This is a genomic window from Christiangramia oceanisediminis, assembly GCF_022570735.2.
In the GTDB taxonomy this organism is placed as follows: domain Bacteria; phylum Bacteroidota; class Bacteroidia; order Flavobacteriales; family Flavobacteriaceae; genus Christiangramia; species Christiangramia oceanisediminis.
Genome location: NZ_JANCNS010000001.1, coordinates 422978 through 441537, shown reverse-complemented (window position 1 = coordinate 441537; position 18560 = coordinate 422978). Strand labels below are relative to the sequence as shown.

Here is an 18560-nt window from a genome sequence, read left to right as displayed (position 1 = left end):
TAAAACCTAATTAAGGAGTATCTTTGCGCCAGAAAAAAAATGGCTTTTTGAGCAACACTCGCGTACATACTTCCAGCGCTTCCATACTTTCAGATTTTAAGGAAATAACCAAGATGAGGCTCGCTATTAGCGTGGTCTTTTCATCGGTTGCAGGTTATTTTTTGGGTGCCGAAAAGATCGATTTTGTGGTGGTTACCTTATTGGCGATTGGTGGTTACCTTATGGTGGGAGCTTCTAATGCTTACAACCAGATCATCGAGCGTAACCTGGATGCCCTGATGGACCGTACCAAAAATAGACCCCTTCCTGCCGGAAGAATGTCGGTTCCCACGGCGTTTACCATCGCTAGTGTATTCACTGTTCTTGGACTGATTGTTCTTTATGTGATCAATCCTAAAACCGCCATGTTCGGCGCGATTAGCATATTTCTGTATGTTAGTATTTATACTCCATTAAAGACCAAAACGCCGCTTTCGGTATTTGTAGGAGCGTTTCCGGGTGCTATCCCGTTTATGCTTGGCTGGGTGGCTGCTTCAGGCGAATTTAGTATAGAACCGGGAACTTTATTTATGATACAGTTCTTCTGGCAGTTTCCGCATTTCTGGGCAATTGGCTGGTGGTTGTATGACGATTACAAAAAAGGTGGCTTTTTGATGCTTCCTACCGGGAAGCGTGACCGGGGTACTTCTATCCAGATCTTACTTTATACCTGCTGGACGATTTTGGTTTCTCTTATTCCGGTTTTCGGGGTTACGGGGAGATTATATCTAACACCGGTTTCGGGAGTGATCATCCTTCTTCTGGGACTTGGAATGCTTTATTATGCCATTCGATTGTTCAGGGAGAAAACTTCCGAGGCAGCCAAGAAATTAATGTTCGCCAGTGTTTCTTATATAACACTGCTTCAAATTGTATATGTACTTGATAAATTTATCAGACAATGGATTTAACCGAAGATAGTATCGAGAAGAAAAAGGCCCGCTCCAAGAAAATGATGCTCTGGTTCGGGATTATTAGTATGGTAATGACCTTTGCCGGTCTTACCAGTGCTTATGTAGTTAGTAAAAGCAGGCCCGACTGGTTGAATGAATTTGAACTGCCAATTTCCTTTTTGTGGAGTACACTGGTAATACTGGCCAGTAGCGGAACCCTGATGCTGAGCAAAAAGTTCATCAAATCGGGTGATCGGAGAACGGCCAGCGCTTTACTGATTGGGACTTTGATACTTGCGATCCTGTTCGTGGTATTTCAGTTTTACAGCTTTTCAGAGATCATTCAGCAGGGTTATTACTTCACAGGCAGTGAAAGCAGTATCACGACCTCGTTTATTTATGTGCTCGTGCTGGCTCACCTTGCGCATTTGGCGGTGGGTATCATCGTGCTACTTGTGTTAATTTATAACCATTTTAAACAACGCTACTATAAGGGGCAAATGCTTGGATTCGAGCTGGGTGCAACCTTCTGGCACTTCGTAGACCTGCTTTGGCTTTACCTGATTTTCTTTTTATATTTCTTTAGATAATAAAAATGCGTATTTTTGCGCATCCTTTAACATTAAAATACTTCTATGGAGGCTACTGTTGTTAGAACAGGCACAGAAGGGAAGACCTGGGGTGGGGGTAACGAACCACTAAAAGCAAGTTATGGAAAGATGATGATGTGGTTCTTCATCCTTTCTGACGCTTTAACATTCTCAGGATTCCTTGCCGCTTACGGTTTTTCAAGATTCAAATTTATCGATTCATGGCCAATTGCCGATGAAGTGTTCACTCACTTCCCGTTTTTACATGGAGTAGAAGCTCCAATGTATTATGTGGCCCTGATGACGTTTATACTTATTTTCTCATCTGTGACCATGGTACTTGCAGTAGACGCAGGACATCATATGAAGAAATCCAAGGTGACTCTTTATATGTTCCTCACTATTCTTGGAGGTATTGTTTTCGTTGGATCGCAGGCCTGGGAATGGGCGACTTTCATCAAGGGAGATTACGGAGCTGTAACAACCAAGGGTGGAAATATCCTTCAGTTCATAAATACCGAGGGTGAACGAGTTGCTCTGGGTGATTTCGCGATCCCTATGGAAGGTTCAAGAGTAGAACATGATGAAAACAATGGTGTATGGTTTGAGACAAGCCAGGAGCTTCCCACTTATACCATCGAAGAAGTAAAGGCTGGATTTGCTGCTAATGAAGATATTCTTATCAGGACCCAGCAGTTGAATGAAGAAAGAGAGAAAACTATTCTTTCCAGGGAAGAGTCTCTGAATATTCTGGAAGCTCAGGGTATTGGGACTGTTGAGGGTGCTAACCTTGTTCAAAATGAATACGGTCACCCATTATTTGCAGATTTCTTCTTTTTTATAACAGGTTTCCACGGATTCCACGTATTGTCAGGGATAGTAATCAACATCATAATATTCTTCAATGTGGTTATTGGTACCTACGAGCGTCGTGGTAGTTATGAAATGGTTGAAAAGGTTGGATTGTACTGGCACTTTGTAGACCTCGTTTGGGTATTCGTATTTACATTCTTTTACCTGGTTTAATTCTGAAATAAATTATTATGGCTCACGATACTACACAACATCACGGATCAGCAACTAAAAGAATCTGGTTTGTTTTCGGCATCCTTTCCATAGTGACCATCGTTGAGGTTGTTCTGGGGATCATTAAACCGGCATTTCTTACCGATACTTATCTGTTGGGTATGAAGTTGCTTAACTGGATATTTATAATCCTTACTATTTATAAAGCATACTATATTGCCTGGGCATTCATGCACCTGGAGCACGAGACCAAAGGCCTGAGAAGGGCGATCGTATGGACTTCGATTTTTCTTATTTCCTATCTGATATTCATTTTATTAACCGAAGGAGGTTATATTTACGATGTCTACAAGAACGGCTACGTTGCCTGGGACTTCTAGGAAAAGTTAAAAGCATTTGAAAAGGCGGTTTTGTTAAACCGTCTTTTTATTTTTGTAGCCCTTTAGAAACAAAACTGGATTTTCGAACTGATGAAGAAGTTTCTGGTACTTGGAATTCTTTTTGCCTTACCTATTACCGCATATTTGTTTTTTGCTTCCGGAAAGAACAATTTTGCCAGACTCCCCGTTTTAACCGAAAAGGTTAAGGATATTGACCAGTTTAAGACAAATACCGACTCGGTTATCAGCTTCCGGGATAAGATAAGCGTGGTTGCTTTTTTTGGTTCTGAGCTTGACGATATCAAGGGGAATACCTTTAACCTGGATCAAAAAATACTTGAGAAGTATTACGACTTCAACGATTTTCAATTCGTTCTTGTTCTTCCCGAAGAGGCCGAGACTCGAACCCAGCAATTCGTGACGGAGTTTAATAAGATCAGCGAATCCTCAAAATGGAAGATCGCTTACGCCTCTCCACAGAAAGTGCAGGAGGTTTTCGATAGTTTCCAAAGTCCGCATAAATTGGATGAAAACAGTTTTACGCCCTATGTGTTCATTATCGATAAAGACCTACAGCTGCGGGGAAGGGACGATGATGAAGATGATGGAAAGTTATATGGATATGATTCGTCTAACGTGGCAGAACTTAGCAATAAGATGAATGATGATGTAAAGGTGATCCTGGCAGAATATCGACTGGCGCTAAAAAGGAACAACAGGGAGAAGTAAAATATCAATATGAAGAATTACTCATACGTAGGCATATCACTCGTTATTTTGATCTTCGGGATTATATTCATTCCAAAGATCGTGGATCGAATTAGCGATAACGAGGTGGTTTCTGCTAACAGGCTTAATGTGAAGAAGGATACGGAGGACGAAGAAGTTTCTGGTGAGCCTTTATCTTATCTCGAGATCAATGGGGAGCGCAAAAAAGCTCCTTCTTTCGAATTTGTGAACCAGGATGGCGATACCATCACTAATGACTATTACGAAGGAAAGGTCTACCTGGTGGAATTCTTTTTTACTACCTGTCCAACCATTTGCCCGATCATGAACCGGAACCTGGTTGAAATTCAGAATGAATTCAAAAACCGAAAGGATTTCGGCATCGCTTCAGTAACTATAGATCCATCTCATGACAGCCCGGAAGTACTTTCAGAATACGCCGAAAGTTACGGGATAAACCATCCTCACTGGAATTTGCTTACCGGAGAAAAGGAAGATATCTACCAGCTGGCAAACCAGGGCTTCGGAATATATGCCGGGGAAGATGCTGAAGTTCCGGGAGGTTTTGCCCACCAGGGAATGTTCGTGCTGGTAGACCAGGAAGGATACATCAGGTCGCGTACCGATGAATTTGGAAATCCGTTGATCTATTATCGCGGTTCGGTGGAAAGAAATAAAAGCGTTGCAAGGGGAGAGGAAGAGCCTCAAATTGATATGTTAATCTCAGATATAAAGCAATTACTTTGAAAACAACCCTAAAAAGTTCAGACAGGGTCGCTGTACCGGTGATCATTGGTCTTTCAATCGCCGTGCCGGTGATCGTGCTTATTTTAATGTTGCTGCCAGAACGTTATAACATCTTCGGGACGGATACCATTACATTTCCGCTTTTTCACGCAATACTAAATTTTGCCACAGCGGTTTTGTTAATAGTGGGGTATTTCTTTATGAGAATTCAGAATTATGTATTACATCGCAACACGATGATAGCCGCTTTTGGGCTTTCGGCAATTTTCCTGGTAAGTTATGTGCTATCCAAGATAAGCAATGAACCCATTCCTTATGGAGGAGAAGGTATATTGCGATATGTATACTTTTTCATACTGGTTAGTCATATCGTGCTTTCAGGTATCATAGTTCCACTTGTATTATTCACTATTTACCGTGGATTAAGTGGAGAATATGAAAAGCACGCCAGGATCGCGAGATGGACCTTCCCTATCTGGCTGTACGTGGCCATAACCGGCGTTCTCGTTTTTCTTTTTATGTTGCCCTATTATTAAGGCTATTTTCTTAATTTTGAATAGATTAATGCAGTGAATATGAGGTTTAGGAATTTAGGTATAACGCTTCTGTTTTTTCTGGCTCTGTTTCTTCTTCCGGAAGTAAGCCAGGCCCAGTGTTCCATGTGCAGGGCTGTACTCGAGAGTGATGTAGATCAAAGCGCTGCAAAAGGCATCAACGATGGGATCTTGTATCTCATGATCTTTCCTTACGTATTAATTGGCGGGATCGCATACTTCATCTACCGCAGTTTAAGGAACAGGAAAAAGGCTTCCTGAGTATTCTTCAATTTTTTATCCCAGATTTTTCTTCAGATTATCCCTTAGAAGTGTAACAAAATGCTTTTTAGGTAGTCTATTATATATGAAGCCCCCTGTCATCTATAATATTCATCAATCATGATCGAAATTTCAAATCTTCATAAGTCCTATAGGATGGGTGCAAATTCATTGCATGTCCTCAAAGGAATCAATTTTAATGTGGAAGAAGGGGAGCTGGTCTCAATTATGGGATCTTCAGGTTCTGGAAAATCCACTCTGCTAAATATTCTCGGGATGCTGGACGAGGCCGATGAGGGTTCTTATCATTTAGATGGAGTTCCAATCAAAAACCTTAGCGAAAAGCAGGCAGCAAAATATCGGAATAAATTTCTCGGTTTTATTTTCCAGTCATTTAATCTTATTGGCTACAAATCGGCATTAGACAATGTTGCTCTGCCGCTCTATTACCAGGGTATGGCACGTTCCGAACGCATAGACAGGGCCATGAGCTACCTGGAAAAGGTAGGATTAGCCCAATGGGCATCACATCTTCCCAATGAGCTTTCTGGTGGGCAAAAACAACGTGTTGCTATTGCCAGGGCACTGGCGAGTGATCCAAAAGTACTTCTGGCAGATGAGCCAACCGGAGCTCTTGATACCAAAACTTCTTACGAGGTGATGGATCTTATTCAGGAGATAAACGATGAAGGCAGGACCATTCTTGTAGTGACGCATGAGCATGATATTGCCCAAATGACCAAGAGGATCGTCAATCTAAAAGACGGACTTATTATTGAAGATACGTTAGTTTCACAGGTTAGGGCATTGAGTCATGTTTGATCTGGACAGATGGGATGAAATTTTCGAAACGATTCGTAAAAATAAGTTGCGAACCTTTCTTACCGGGCTTTCTGTAGCTTCGGGTATTTTTATTCTGGTCATTCTTTTGGGAATTGGCGAAGGAATGAGAAATGGTATTGCCAGGGAATTTGAGCAGGATGCATCCAATCTTATCCTTGTTTTCCCCGGAGTTACTTCCAAAGAGCATAAAGGCTTAAATCCTGGGAGGAGAATCCAGTTGAAAAATCAGGATTATAACCAGATACTTTTAAAGTATGGGGACAAACTGGACCATTCGGCTTCGGTCTACCAGGTTTATAATTCAGTTATCAACTACGGAAAGGAATCGGGATCTTACAGAATAGATGGGACCTTTCCAGCTTACCAGGTTCTTGAGAACAACCAGCTTACTTCCGGTAGATTTATCAATATCAATGATCTTGATAATTCAGAAAATAACATGGTGATAGGCCATCGCCTAAAACTGGATCTTTTTAAAGATGAAGAGGCTGTTGGGAAAAATGTTCAGTTAGCCGGGGTAAACTTTAAAATTGTTGGGGTCTTTAGTGATCCCGGTGGAGAAAGGGACGAAACAAGGGCAATTATACCAATTACCACGGCTCAAAAAGCTTTCGGCGGAAAGAACAATATTGCCAATATGTATCTCACCTTAAAGCCGGAAGATAACTTCGATGCAGCGGTGGCTGCATCTACTCAATTTTCCGCAGAACTTGAGGAGCTTCTTAAAGAGCGTCATACTATCGCGCCAGACGACAACAGCGCCATGCATATCAATAATTACCTGGAGAATGCTAAAAGATATTTTTCATTAATGGATATGATCCGGCTTTTCTTTTGGGGAGTTGGGATCTGTACTATAGTAGCAGGTGTGGTTGGCGTTAGCAATATTATGCTTATCATCGTCAAGGAAAGAACCCGGGAGATTGGAATTCGAAAAGCTCTTGGAGCCCAACCTCTTTCGATAATTGCGATGATCCTACATGAATCAATTTTTGTGACCGCTATTGCCGGTTTTCTTGGGCTTATCTTTAGTCTGGCCCTTTTGGAATTTGTAGGCCCTTTGATTGAAACTCAATATATCTATAATCCCACAGTGAATTTCACAGTTGCGATCAATACCGTGATCATCCTTGTGGTTGCTGGTGCAATGGCTGGATTTTTTCCGGCTTGGAGAGCGGCCCGAATTAAACCAATAATTGCCTTAAGAGACGAATAGTATGTTTAGCAGGGATCGTTGGAGCGAAATAATAGAAGCCTTAACCTCGAATTGGTTTAGAACCGTTCTTACCGCTTTTGGGGTGATGTGGGGGATCTTTATACTTGTTATCCTGCTGGCTGCTGGTAAAGGCCTGGAAAATGGTGTGAAGCAGGGGTTTGGCGGTATGGCCACCAACAGTATGTTTATGTGGACCCAGACAGTTTCCAAACCTTACAAAGGAATGCCTAAAGGGCGCCGGTATAGTTTCGAGATCGAAGATGTAGATGCCATCAAAAGACAGGTGCCGGAGCTAATGATCGTTTCTCCACGCAATCAGCTGGGGGGCTTCCGTGGAACTAACAACGTGGTACGGGGGCTTAATACCGGTGCTTATAATGTCTATGGCGATTATCCCGAGATCATTCAGCAGGAACCTATGGATATCACTTCCGGCAGGTTTATCAACTACTCAGATATTGAACAGAAAAGAAAGGTGGCTATTATAGGTGATGGAGTTCGTTCAGAATTGTATGATAAGGGTGAAGAAGTATTGGGAACCTACATCAAGATAAACGGGGTGAACTTCATGGTGATAGGAACCTATAAAAAGAAGGGCAATAATGGAGACGCCGAAGAAATGCAAAAGCAAATTTTTGTGCCTTTCACCTCTTTCAGCCAGGCCTTCAATAGAGGAAATAAAGTTGGCTGGATGGCTTTGACTGCCAGGGATGGTAGTTCTATCACAAATGTGAAAAATGATATCATGGATGTGGTCAAGAGCCGTCATAGTATTCATCCTGATGATGATCGCGCCGTGGGCCACTTCGACCTGTTTAAGGAATATAGCAAAGTTAACGGCTTGTTCATAGCGCTTAAGGCAGTGGCTTATTTCGTTGGAGTTCTGGTATTATTATCAGGTATTATTGGGATAAGCAATATCATGCTCATTGTTGTAAAAGAAAGAACCAATGAAATTGGAGTTCGCCGTGCCTTGGGTGCAACACCCTGGAGCATTAGGGGGCAAATCTTAATGGAATCGGTTTTTCTGACCATTATTTCAGGAATGGCGGGAATCATCCTGGCTACCGGAGTGATCTGGTTGGTGAATTTTCAACTGTCACAAATGGATACTTCAGAAATGATGTTTTTAAACCCTTCAGTTAACCTTGGAGTAGTCCTAATTGCATTAAGCATATTAATAATATCAGGAATTTTGGCTGGTCTCATTCCTGCACAACAGGCTATTAAAATTAAGCCTGTAGATGCTTTAAGAACCGAATAGATTAAATAGAATAATACCATCGAAAAATGAAAAAATTTGTTACCATCGGAATTCTAGTCCTCATAGCAGTGACTTTTATAGGTGCACTTTACTACCTGTACGAAAAGAACCAGGAAGACCCTGTAGTCTATCAAACTGAAGTGCCTTCAGAACAAACCATTATAAAAAAGACGGTTGCGACCGGTAAGATAGTTCCTAAGGAAGAAGTGTTGATCAAGCCCAATATTTCAGGAATCATTGACGAAATATATATCGAAGCCGGAGATAAGTTGAAAAAGGGTGATCTTATTGCTCAGATCAGGGTAATTCCCAATGTTTCTTCTCTTCAAAGTGCAAAAGATGCTGTTGCTACAGCTCGCATCACCCTTGATAATGAAAAGAAAGTTTACGAAAGACAGAAGGGACTATTTGAAAAAGGCGTGATCGCCGCTAATGATTATGATGCTGTGGAAGCCTCCTATAAGCGGGCAGAGCAGAATTTTAAATCGGCTCAACAGAACTATGAGATCGTGAAGACCGGAACTACCAGTGGGATAGGAAGCGCGGCTAATACCCTTATTCGTTCTACTGTTGAAGGAATGGTGCTGGATGTGCCGGTAAAAACTGGAAACCAGGTTATCGAGAGCAATAACTTTAACGACGGTACCACCATTGCCACGCTAGCTGATGTGAATGAAATGATTTTTGAAGGTATGATCGATGAAAGTGAGGTAGGTAAGATCAGGGAAGACCTTCCCCTTGAGGTGACTGTAGGAGCCATCGAAAATAAATCTTTTGATGCCATTCTTGACTATATCGCACCAAAAGGGATCGAAGAGAATGGTGCCATACAATTTGAAATCAAAGGAACTTTAAGCAAGGCAGATACAACTTTTATCAGGGCTGGTTTAAGTGCTAATGCTTCTATTATTCTTGACAGGGCAGATAGCGTTCTTGCTATCAAGGAAGCTTTGGTACAATTTGACCCAGCAACCAAGGAACCTTTTGTTGAAATCATGACCGGTGATCAGGAGTTCCAAAAGCAACCTGTTGAACTTGGAGTAAGTGATGGAATACATGTCCAGGTGCTTAGCGGGGTAAAAAAAGGTGATAAGATAAAAGTCTGGAACCAGATTAAACCCGCCATTAACCTAGCCCAAAATTAGAATTTTCAATCCTGTTGTAACAACCTGCAGGTTTTGCATACTTATCTTACACAACAACCATTATGAAGAATTTTAGCTTACTAGGCATTTTATTGCTTTTTCTTAGCTCAATGACCGCCCAGGAAAAACAATGGACCCTGGAAGAATGCGTGAATTACGCATTGGAGAACAATATTTCGGTCAAACAGGCCGAACTGGATGTGGATCTTTCTGAAATCGAAAAAAGAGATGCCATTGGAAATTTCATTCCGGGTGTAAATGCACAGGCTACCAATTCATGGAATACGGGTCTAACCCAGGATGTTACCACAGGTATTCTCGTTAATCAAACGGTTCGAAACTTTTCAGCAGGAGTAACTGCCGGGTTGACCATTTTCGATGGGCTCCGAAACTTTAAACAACTTCAAAGAGCACGTATTTCAAGGCTTGCAAGCGAATATTCCCTTGAAAAAATGAAAGATGACATTGCCCTTTTCGTGGCAGACGCATATCTACAGGTGCTTTTCAATAAACAGAACCTTGAAGTTTTACGCGCACAGAACCTGGTAACCCAGGAACAGCTCGAGCGAACGAATGAACTGGTGGAAGCAGGTGTGCTACCACAGGGTGATCTTCTGGAGATAAAGGCAACTTTCGCCGATGAGCAGCAAAGAATGATCGTGGCCGAGAACCAGATCGAAATTTCGCTGATTAGCCTGGCACAAACTCTTGCCATACAGGATTATGAAAATTTCGATATCGTTGAACGCGATTATGATGTTTTTGGAGGGGAGATTCTACAGTATTCGGCTCGTGAGATCATAGAAAGAGCAAAAGAGGAACGCGAGGAGATAAGGATCGCCGAAACCAATATGGAACTGGCGCAAAAGGATGTTGAACTGGCACGAGGAGCTTATTTGCCGTCTTTCGGAGCTTTTTTTAACTATAATACCAGGGAGTCTGGACGAGGAAGGATCGTTGGTGCAGAAATAGATCCGGACCAGCCTTTCCGCCAGATTGGAGTCGTACAGGAAACCGAACAACTGGTTGTAGCTCCTAACACCATACCTACAGTTGGAGAACCCTTACCGTTTTTTGATCAGTTATCTATGAATGACGGATTTAGTTATGGTTTCCAGTTGAGTATCCCAATTTTGAACGGATTTGCTACACGAAACCAGGTTAGAAGAAGCGAGGTTGGTGTCCTTAGGGCAGAATACCAGCTTGAACAGGCAGAGCTTGACCTGGAAGCTAACGTTTATCAAGCTTTTACCGATGCCAAAGGTGCTTTTAAAGCTTATGAAGCGGCTATCGTGGCATTGGAAGCCCAGGAAAAGGCTTTTGAGTACGCAACAGAAAGATATGATGTTGGGCTTACTAATGCCTTCGATTTCAGCCAGGCGAAACTTCGCTTTGAAAACGCTCAGCGCGAGATGCTGAGAACAAAGTATGATTACATATTTAAATTAAAGGTTGTAGAACTATATTTTGGAATTCCGGTTGCGGAATTAAAATTTTAAATAATGAATAAAAAGAAACTTTTCATCATTCTTGGAATAGTAGTAGTACTAATAGTCCTTTTAGTGGTAGGAAAAAAAGCCGGCTGGTTTGGCAGTAATGCAAATGTAAAAGAGGTTGAGATCGCAGAGATCGAGCCTATCAATATTACCGAAACCGTTTCGGCAACAGGTAAGATCCAGCCAGAAATCGAGGTGAAATTATCTTCAGAGGTTTCTGGTGAGATCATTGAACTCCCAATTGTAGAGGGGCAGGCAGTACAAAAAGGTGACCTGCTGGTAAGAATTAATCCTGATATTTACCAGTCCAGTGTTCAGCGTGCCCGGGCAAGTTACCAGAACGCCAAGGCAAACTATGCTCAAACCCAGGCTAGTTTAAAACAGGCTGAAGCAGACTACAACAGGAATAAGACACTTTTTGAAAAAGGGGTGATCTCAAGGGCCGAATGGGATGGAATTGTTTCTAATTATGAAATGGCTCAGGCCAATAAAGAATCGGCTTATTTTAGCATGCAGAGTTCCGCCGCAACAGTAACCGAAGCCCAGGATAACCTTGGAAGAACCAATATTTATGCGCCTATGACCGGGACCATCTCCAAGCTGGATGCCGAACTGGGTGAGCGGGTTGTGGGAACTCAGCAGATGGCAGGAACCGAGATCCTTCGCGTGGCAGATTTAGCCAATATGGAGGTAGAGGTAGATGTGAATGAAAACGATATTGTCAAGGTATCTGTAGGTGATTCCACGGTAGTTGAGGTAGATGCTTACCTGGGAAAGGAATTTAAAGGAATTGTAACCGAAATTTCCAACACTGCCGATAACGAACTAACCACAGACCAGGTTACCAATTTCAAAGTAAAAGTTCGAATCCTGAAAGAATCCTACTCAGACCTTCTGGAAGGTAAATCTGAAAATTACTCTCCTTTTAGACCAGGAATGACGGCAACCGTAGACATTATCACCAATAAAAGAAAAGACGTGGTTGGAGTTCCTATCAGTTCTATTGTAATTAAAACCGATACCACCTCGACCAAGAAATCCTTCGTTAAGAAACCGGCAGGGGAAGCTGAAGAAAGATTTGAATGTGTTTTTGTAAAAGACGGGAATAAGGCTAAATTGCGCGTGGTTCAAACGGGAATCCAGGATGATTCAAATATCGAGATCACCGGGGGTCTGGAAGCCGGTGAAACGGTAATAACAGGGCCATATAATACGGTTACCAAAAGTTTGAGCTCAGGAGACGAAATTGAAGTGAAAGAAGAAATCAAGGAAACCGAATAAACTAGAAATTTTGAATACGATATTGTGCCTGGAAACAGCTACTACCAATTGCTCGGTGGGGATAGCCAGGGATGGGAAATTGATAGTCCTTAAAGAAGATAATTCAAAGAACTATTCCCATGCCGAAAAGTTGCATGTTTTCATCAATGATATTTTAACCGAAGCAAACATAAAGGCAGAAGAACTGGATGCTATTGCCGTGAGTAAAGGCCCGGGCTCCTATACCGGTCTCCGAATTGGTGTTTCTGCAGCCAAAGGATTATGTTTTTCTCTGGATATACCTTTGATTTCGGTGCCTACGCTGGATCTTCTGGCGAAACAGCTGGAACTTGAAACCGGGTTGATCGTGCCCATGCTGGATGCCAGGAGAATGGAAGTCTATTCGGCTGTATTCGATGCTAAAGGCAATCAGTTAAGAGAAACCAGGGCACAGGTGCTTGAAGAAAGTTCCTTTTCAGAATACCTAGAAAACAATAAAGTTCATTTTATAGGGAATGGTGTTGCCAAATTTGAGGAGATCTGTAGTTCGCCTAATGCCGTTTTTCATAAGATGAAATTTCCTTCTGCCGGAGATATGGCTGCCATAGCCGATTCTAAGTACAAAAAAAGCGACATCGAGGATGTCGCCTATTTTGAACCTTATTATCTTAAGGATTTTATCGCGGGCTAAAGCCTTAGCTCTTATCGGCTTTTAGCTGAGTTCCGCTCATTTTGGTCTGGTCGTACATATATACGTCTCTCTGTGGGTAAGGAATGGTCATTCCGGCCTCCTCAAGTCGTATCTTACCTTCTTCGATCATCTTCCAGTGGATATCCCAGAAAACATCATTAGGCGCAAAATAACGAACCGAGAAATTAACTGAACTGTCGGCAAGTTCGGCTACCAGTACCTGCGGTGCCGGGTCTTCCAAAATGCCATCCTGTTCCTTTACCAGTTGCATTAGAACCTCCTTGGCTTTCTTAATATCGTCATCATACGAAATACCAAATGAAAGATTCTCTCTCCTGGTACCGTTGAAACTATAGTTAATAATATTATCGTTACTCAACTGGCCGTTAGGAACCACGGCGCGCTGATTTCCGAAAGTATTTATCTTGGTATAGAACAGTGAAATTTCAGCAACACTCCCCGAAACTCCCTGGGCTTCGATCCAGTCGCCAACTTTAAACGGCTTAAGAACAATGATCAAAACTCCACCCGCAAGGTTAGCCAGTGATCCCTGCAACGCAAGACCAATTGCCAGTCCGGCAGCACCAATCGCGGCAACAAGTGAAGCACTTTCTACTCCCAGCTGGGTGATGACCAGTACGAAAAGCAGTATTTTAAGACCCCAGCTCGCGGCACTTAAAGTGAATTTTTCAAGAGTAGGATCGTAATCCTTCTTTTCGAATACCTTCCTAAGGTAGCCTACAATGATCTTGATAACCCAAAGACCTATGAGGAGAAGCGCAAGGGCTCCTAAAAGTGTTGGTAGGTAGTCAATAAATTTTTCAGCATATTCCTTGGCGATCTCGCCCCAGTTGTTAAGCTTATCCATAAGTTTTCTCAATTAAAATTTTTAACCCAATTCTATAAAATTATAGAAAAATCTATGTTTATATAATGTTAAACTTGCCGAATCTGCTGAAAAGACTGGCTTTTTGAACTATTTGGAAGCTTACAGGAGCCTTTTTCACATACATAGATCAAAGTCTCATCTTTTTTTGTTCTATTTCTGAGTAAGGCAATATTTTCTGAATCGCCAGCGGCCAGTACAATATTTGGTATATATTTTTCCTGAAAATATTGAGAAAAATCTCTATGATCGGGACCGGTGATGGCGACCTCATAGAAAGGATTGGTGAAATTGAGCAATAGATCCAGCCAGTTAGAGTGGTAGCGTGGGAATTCTTCGATCTTCGGAAGAATCTTTTGGAGCATATTTTCGGCTTTATCGATATAAACGAGATTTCCGGTGATCTTTCCTAATCTAAACAGGTTCTTCGCCATGACCGAATTGGAAGCCGGGATCACATTGTCGCTTATTTCCAGGCTCTCGGTAATTAATTTCCGGTCTTTGCGCGAGTTGAAAAAATAAAGTCCCGAGGATTCATCAGCGAAATCAGATTCAACTACACCTAACAGCTTTTCAGCAAGTTGCAAGTATTTCTCTTCAAAACAGGATTCATACAACCTGGTAAAGGCTTCTATACAAAATGCATAATCTTCAAGGTAGGCATTGATCTTGCTTTCCCCGTTTTTAAAGGTCCTGTATAATCTACCATCGGGTTTTAACTGATTTTCGATCAGGAAATTTGCATTTTTAAGGGCCCGCTCCAGGTATTCATTTCTTCCCAGCGCCTGGTAAGCTTCCAGGTAACCGGTAAGCATCATGGCGTTCCAGGAGGTTAGCGATTTGTCGTCCAGGCCGGGTTTTTCGCGTTCTTTTCGCTCTTTTTTCAAAAGTTGCTTCCATTGCTCGCGTTTCAGATTAAATTGTTCAAGTGATAGGTCGTGTCTTCTGGCGATCTCTTCAAATTCTGAAGTTCGTATCAGCACATATTTATCATCTTCCCATCTTCCGAATTTATTGATATTATAAACCTCGGCGAACAATTCAAATTCGGCTCCAAGCAGGTCTTTGAGATCCTCTTTTCTCCAGGTATAATAAGCACCTTCTTCATTTTTGCCCGATTCATCCTCACTATCGGCGTCCAGTGCCGAGTAGAAAGCACCAGACTCATGGGAGAACTCATTTTCGACAAATTCAAGACTTTGTTCCACAACTTCCCTGTACCACTCGTTTTCTGTAAGCTTATAGGCCTTCGAATACAGCTGAACCAGCTGGGCATTATCGTAGAGCATTTTTTCAAAATGCGGGACGTGCCATTTTTCATCCACCGAGTATCTCGAAAAACCGCCATCTACAGGATCATAAGTGCCACCCCAGGAGATCCGGTTCAGTGTGAGCAAGCAGTGTTTCATCAATTCTTCATCAGAATTCTGAAAAGCATATCTTAAAAGAAACTCGTAATTATTGGGCATCATGAATTTTGGAGCACCTTTTGGGCCGCCGTATTCCTGGTCCAGTGATCTTTTCCATTTCTCAATTATTGGAGAGAAATAGTCTTTTTCCAGGTTCGATTTTTCTGTTGGAGTATCGACCAGTTGTACCTGCTTCAAGCCTTCTTCCAGCCTGGACGCATATTCTTCCAGTTTTTTAGGCTGAGTTTCATACAAATGTGCGATCTGCTTTAGAGCGTCTTTCCATTGTTCTTTCCTAAAATAAGTGCCTCCCCATACCGGCCGGCCATCTGGCAGGCAAACCACGTTCATGGGCCAGCCACCGGCTCCGGTCATGATCTGGACCGCATTCATATAAACCTGGTCTACATCTGGACGCTCTTCCCGGTCTACTTTTATCGAGATATAGTTTTTGTTCATGATTTCGGCTACTTCAGGGTCCTCAAAGCTTTCGTGTTCCATCACGTGACACCAGTGACAGGCCGAATAGCCTACACTTATGATAATGAGTTTTTTCTGATTTTGAGCGAGGTCAAGGCTTTCGTCGTTCCATGCTTTCCAGTTTACCGGATTATGGGCATGCTGAAGCAGGTATGGACTGTTTTCTTTTATGAGTTCGTTGGTATGCTCAGGTGAAGGATTCTCCATGAATAAAAATTTAGAAACCTTTAAATTCGTGTCAAAGGCTTCAGATTTAAAGTTAAGGATTATACAAAAGCCTCCCATTAATATTATTAATCTTTTAATAACTTTATCTTTTCACAAAAGACAAACAAAAGATTCATTTTTGCTGGTTAATAAGTAAGCTTATATGGAAGATATTTATATCGTGATGTTGGTCGCTCTGTTCGCCCTGGCTATTACAGACCTGGTGGTTGGAGTAAGCAATGATGCTGTAAACTTTCTCAATTCGGCCATTGGTTCCAAGGCTATTTCCATGAGGACCATAATGATAGTCGCCAGTATAGGTGTCGCGGTTGGAGCCATTTTTTCCAGCGGTTTGATGGAAGTTGCCAGGAAGGGGATCTTTGTGCCCGGGGAATTCTATTTTGATGAGATCATGATCATTTTTATGGCGGTCATGCTCACCGATGTACTGCTGCTTGATTTTTTCAACTCCCTTGGACTGCCAACTTCTACCACTGTTTCTATCGTATTTGAACTCCTGGGGGCTGCTGTTTGTATGGCCGCATTAAAGGTCTTTTCTCAGCCGGATGGTAATTTAGGTCTGCTGGCAGAATATATCAATACGGCAAAGGCTACTGAAATAATTGTTGGAATCCTGATGGCGGTGGTAATCGCTTTTGCGGTTGGCGCCTTCGTGCAGTATATTTCGAGGTTTATTTTTTCCTTTCAGTTCGAAAAAAAATTAAAATATTTTGGTGCCATCTTCGGAGGAGTGTCGCTCACCGCTATCCTATATTTTATTCTTATCAAAGGGATGAAAAGTGTTCCATTCATTTCAGATTCGATGATGGAATATATCAATACGCATACCCTGATCATCGTGCTTATTGGGTTTGCACTATTTACGGCGTTTTCCCAGTTGCTGATGAGCGTCTTTAAAATTAATATCCTTAAAACTATTATCACGGTAGGAACCTTCGCTTTGGCACTTGCCTTCGCAGGTAACGACCTGGTGAACTTCATTGGAGTACCCATTGCCGCCTGGCAATCCTTCCAGTTATGGCAGTCGGCTTATAGTGAAACCGGGGTGTTACCTTCCGATTTTGATATGAGCGGACTATCGGGCAGTGTGCCCACACCTGAATTTCTGCTGGTTATTTCCGGTGCCGTCATGGTGCTCACGCTTTGGTTTTCCAGCAAGGCACGGTCTGTTACCGAGACAGAGATCAATCTCGCCAGGCAGGGGGACGGGGATGAACGGTTCCAGCCTAACTGGCTTTCCCGTGGTCTCGTGAGATATTCAGTACTCCTGGGGAATGCAGTCACGGCTCTTTTTCCAGATAGGGTTAAAAATAAGATCGAAAACAAGTTCGATAAATCCTCACAGGAATATAGCGGAAAACGGATCAATACCCCGGCCTTCGATATGGTTCGAGCCTCGGTAAACCTGGTGGTTGCCAGTATCCTTATCTCGATTGGTACTAATATGAAACTGCCTTTGTCTACCACTTATGTGACCTTTATGGTTGGGATGGGAACTTCCCTGGCCGACAGGGCCTGGGATCGTGAAAGCGCCGTGTATCGTGTAACTGGAGTGCTGAATGTGATTGGAGGATGGTTTATTACCGCGCTCGTAGCATTTTCGGCTGCAGCTCTGTTCGCCGCGATCATCTATTACGGCGGAACCGTGGCCCTGGTAATTCTTATTATCGTTGCTTTAAGCCTGGTGGTGAGAAGTAGTATACTTCATTCCAAAAAGGAAAAGGAGGAAAAGAGCAAGAAGCGATTCAAAAAGAGCGATATCATAACCATTAACGAGATCACAGAGGAAACTTCAGAAAATATTTCGAAGGTAATTGGTGGCATCAACAAGATGTATTCACGAACGGTAGATAACCTGGGCTATTATGATCTTGGCAAGCTTAAGAAGAGCTATAAAAAGATCGAAAAGCTCGAAACAGAAGTCGACCAGTTAAAGGACAATATTTTCTATTTCATTAAATCGCTTGATGAGAATTCGGTTGAAGCCAGTAAATTCTATATCCTAACCCTGGATTATCTTCAGGATATGGTGCAGTCGATCGGATTTATTACCCGAAACAGCTATAACCATGTTCATAACAACCACAAAAATTTAAAATTTAACCAGATAAGGGATCTGAAGAAAGTGGATGATAAGATGCAGATCCTGTTCGATGAGATCACCGAAACATTTGATAATCATGAATTTGGCAATATCGATAATCTTTTAAACGAGAAGCAGGAACTGCTGAATTATGTAAGTGAGCTAATTCAGAAGCAGATCACGCGTATACGAACTTCAGAATCCAGCCCGAAGAACACCAAGTTATATTTTGGCATCCTGTTAGAGACCAAGGATCTTATAGGTTCTACCATGAACTTGTTACAGCTGTTCCAGGAGTTCTATAATGAAGCGCGGGCAACCACTTATTAGTATAAAAAAT

General features: G+C 42.2%; 18 protein-coding genes. 16 read left to right on the top strand and 2 right to left on the bottom strand.

The window, feature by feature from the left end; all coding sequences use genetic code 11:
• The first annotated feature begins 47 nt into the window (after positions 1-47).
• The 15 genes from cyoE to tsaB all read left to right on the top strand — a co-directional run bounded on the left by cyoE (position 48) and on the right by tsaB (position 13134).
• Positions 48-950, top strand: a complete 903-nt coding sequence (gene cyoE, locus MKO06_RS01990; protein ID WP_241550666.1) for a heme o synthase — start codon at positions 48-50, stop codon at positions 948-950.
• Positions 941-1522, top strand: coding sequence for a cytochrome c oxidase subunit 3 (locus tag MKO06_RS01985; protein ID WP_241550665.1), 582 nt, complete (start codon positions 941-943; stop codon positions 1520-1522). Before cyoE ends, MKO06_RS01985 begins: the two co-directional genes overlap by 10 nt.
• A 45-nt stretch (positions 1523-1567) precedes the next feature.
• Complete coding sequence (locus MKO06_RS01980) at positions 1568-2548, top strand: cytochrome c oxidase subunit 3 (protein WP_241550664.1); 981 nt, start codon at positions 1568-1570, stop codon at positions 2546-2548.
• A 17-nt stretch (positions 2549-2565) separates the two neighbouring features.
• Positions 2566-2928, top strand: a complete 363-nt coding sequence (locus MKO06_RS01975) for a cytochrome C oxidase subunit IV family protein (RefSeq protein ID WP_241550663.1) — start codon at positions 2566-2568, stop codon at positions 2926-2928.
• Positions 2929-3018: 90 nt separating this feature from the next.
• Entirely contained in the window at positions 3019-3657 is a 639-nt protein-coding gene (locus tag MKO06_RS01970; protein ID WP_241550662.1) for a hypothetical protein, read from the top strand.
• A 9-nt stretch (positions 3658-3666) separates the two neighbouring features.
• Entirely contained in the window at positions 3667-4404 is a 738-nt protein-coding gene (locus tag MKO06_RS01965) for an SCO family protein (protein WP_241550661.1), read from the top strand.
• Positions 4401-4940 carry a DUF420 domain-containing protein gene (locus tag MKO06_RS01960; protein WP_241550660.1) on the top strand — a complete coding sequence of 180 codons (540 nt, stop codon included), beginning with the start codon at positions 4401-4403 and terminating at the stop codon, positions 4938-4940. Before MKO06_RS01965 ends, MKO06_RS01960 begins: the two co-directional genes overlap by 4 nt.
• Before the next feature lie 39 nt (positions 4941-4979).
• Positions 4980-5219 carry a hypothetical protein gene (locus MKO06_RS01955; RefSeq protein ID WP_241550659.1) on the top strand — a complete coding sequence of 80 codons (240 nt, stop codon included), beginning with the start codon at positions 4980-4982 and terminating at the stop codon, positions 5217-5219.
• Between the two features lie 120 nt (positions 5220-5339).
• Complete coding sequence (locus MKO06_RS01950) at positions 5340-6041, top strand: ABC transporter ATP-binding protein (RefSeq protein WP_241550658.1); 702 nt, start codon at positions 5340-5342, stop codon at positions 6039-6041.
• On the top strand, positions 6034-7278 hold the full coding sequence (locus MKO06_RS01945) for an ABC transporter permease (RefSeq protein WP_241550657.1): 1245 nt from the start codon (positions 6034-6036) through the stop codon (positions 7276-7278). Before MKO06_RS01950 ends, MKO06_RS01945 begins: the two co-directional genes overlap by 8 nt.
• 1 nt (position 7279) lies before the next feature.
• Positions 7280-8542 carry an ABC transporter permease gene (locus MKO06_RS01940; RefSeq protein ID WP_241550656.1) on the top strand — a complete coding sequence of 421 codons (1263 nt, stop codon included), beginning with the start codon at positions 7280-7282 and terminating at the stop codon, positions 8540-8542.
• Between the two features lie 26 nt (positions 8543-8568).
• Positions 8569-9687, top strand: a complete 1119-nt coding sequence (locus tag MKO06_RS01935; RefSeq protein WP_241550655.1) for an efflux RND transporter periplasmic adaptor subunit — start codon at positions 8569-8571, stop codon at positions 9685-9687.
• 62 nt (positions 9688-9749) lie between these two features.
• Positions 9750-11186, top strand: a complete 1437-nt coding sequence (locus MKO06_RS01930; RefSeq protein ID WP_241550654.1) for a TolC family protein — start codon at positions 9750-9752, stop codon at positions 11184-11186.
• A 3-nt stretch (positions 11187-11189) separates the two neighbouring features.
• Entirely contained in the window at positions 11190-12464 is a 1275-nt protein-coding gene (locus tag MKO06_RS01925; protein ID WP_241550653.1) for an efflux RND transporter periplasmic adaptor subunit, read from the top strand.
• A 10-nt stretch (positions 12465-12474) separates the two neighbouring features.
• Positions 12475-13134, top strand: a complete 660-nt coding sequence (gene tsaB / locus MKO06_RS01920) for a tRNA (adenosine(37)-N6)-threonylcarbamoyltransferase complex dimerization subunit type 1 TsaB (protein ID WP_241550652.1) — start codon at positions 12475-12477, stop codon at positions 13132-13134.
• Positions 13135-13138: 4 nt separating this feature from the next.
• Here tsaB and MKO06_RS01915 read toward each other — a convergent pair whose 3' ends face one another.
• The gene (locus MKO06_RS01915) at positions 13139-14002 is read right to left on the bottom strand and encodes a mechanosensitive ion channel family protein (RefSeq protein ID WP_241550651.1); all 864 of its coding nucleotides are present in this window, start codon (positions 14000-14002) and stop codon (positions 13139-13141) included.
• 68 nt (positions 14003-14070) lie between these two features.
• A complete protein-coding gene (locus MKO06_RS01910; RefSeq protein WP_241550650.1) occupies positions 14071-16116 on the bottom strand; it encodes a thioredoxin domain-containing protein in 2046 nt (681 codons plus the stop codon).
• Between the two features lie 163 nt (positions 16117-16279).
• Between MKO06_RS01910 and MKO06_RS01905 the strand changes: the two genes are divergently transcribed.
• Entirely contained in the window at positions 16280-18550 is a 2271-nt protein-coding gene (locus tag MKO06_RS01905; protein WP_241550649.1) for an inorganic phosphate transporter, read from the top strand.
• The last annotated feature ends 10 nt before the right edge of the window (positions 18551-18560 follow it).

Bases quoted from the DNA above. Each gene is read 5' to 3' on its own strand.
- MKO06_RS01985 (WP_241550665.1), top strand. From the start codon at position 941: ATGGATTTAACCGAAGATAGTATCGAGAAGAAAAAGGCCCGCTCCAAG.
- MKO06_RS01980 (WP_241550664.1), top strand. From the start codon at position 1,568: ATGGAGGCTACTGTTGTTAGAACAGGCACAGAAGGGAAGACCTGGGGT.
- MKO06_RS01975 (WP_241550663.1), top strand. From the start codon at position 2,566: ATGGCTCACGATACTACACAACATCACGGATCAGCAACTAAAAGAATC.
- MKO06_RS01970 (WP_241550662.1), top strand. From the start codon at position 3,019: ATGAAGAAGTTTCTGGTACTTGGAATTCTTTTTGCCTTACCTATTACC.
- MKO06_RS01965 (WP_241550661.1), top strand. From the start codon at position 3,667: ATGAAGAATTACTCATACGTAGGCATATCACTCGTTATTTTGATCTTC.
- MKO06_RS01955 (WP_241550659.1), top strand. From the start codon at position 4,980: ATGAGGTTTAGGAATTTAGGTATAACGCTTCTGTTTTTTCTGGCTCTG.
- MKO06_RS01950 (WP_241550658.1), top strand. From the start codon at position 5,340: ATGATCGAAATTTCAAATCTTCATAAGTCCTATAGGATGGGTGCAAAT.
- MKO06_RS01945 (WP_241550657.1), top strand. From the start codon at position 6,034: ATGTTTGATCTGGACAGATGGGATGAAATTTTCGAAACGATTCGTAAA.
- MKO06_RS01940 (WP_241550656.1), top strand. From the start codon at position 7,280: ATGTTTAGCAGGGATCGTTGGAGCGAAATAATAGAAGCCTTAACCTCG.
- MKO06_RS01935 (WP_241550655.1), top strand. From the start codon at position 8,569: ATGAAAAAATTTGTTACCATCGGAATTCTAGTCCTCATAGCAGTGACT.
- MKO06_RS01930 (WP_241550654.1), top strand. From the start codon at position 9,750: ATGAAGAATTTTAGCTTACTAGGCATTTTATTGCTTTTTCTTAGCTCA.
- MKO06_RS01925 (WP_241550653.1), top strand. From the start codon at position 11,190: ATGAATAAAAAGAAACTTTTCATCATTCTTGGAATAGTAGTAGTACTA.
- MKO06_RS01915 (WP_241550651.1), bottom strand. From the start codon at position 14,002: ATGGATAAGCTTAACAACTGGGGCGAGATCGCCAAGGAATATGCTGAA.
- MKO06_RS01910 (WP_241550650.1), bottom strand. From the start codon at position 16,116: ATGGAGAATCCTTCACCTGAGCATACCAACGAACTCATAAAAGAAAAC.
- MKO06_RS01905 (WP_241550649.1), top strand. From the start codon at position 16,280: ATGGAAGATATTTATATCGTGATGTTGGTCGCTCTGTTCGCCCTGGCT.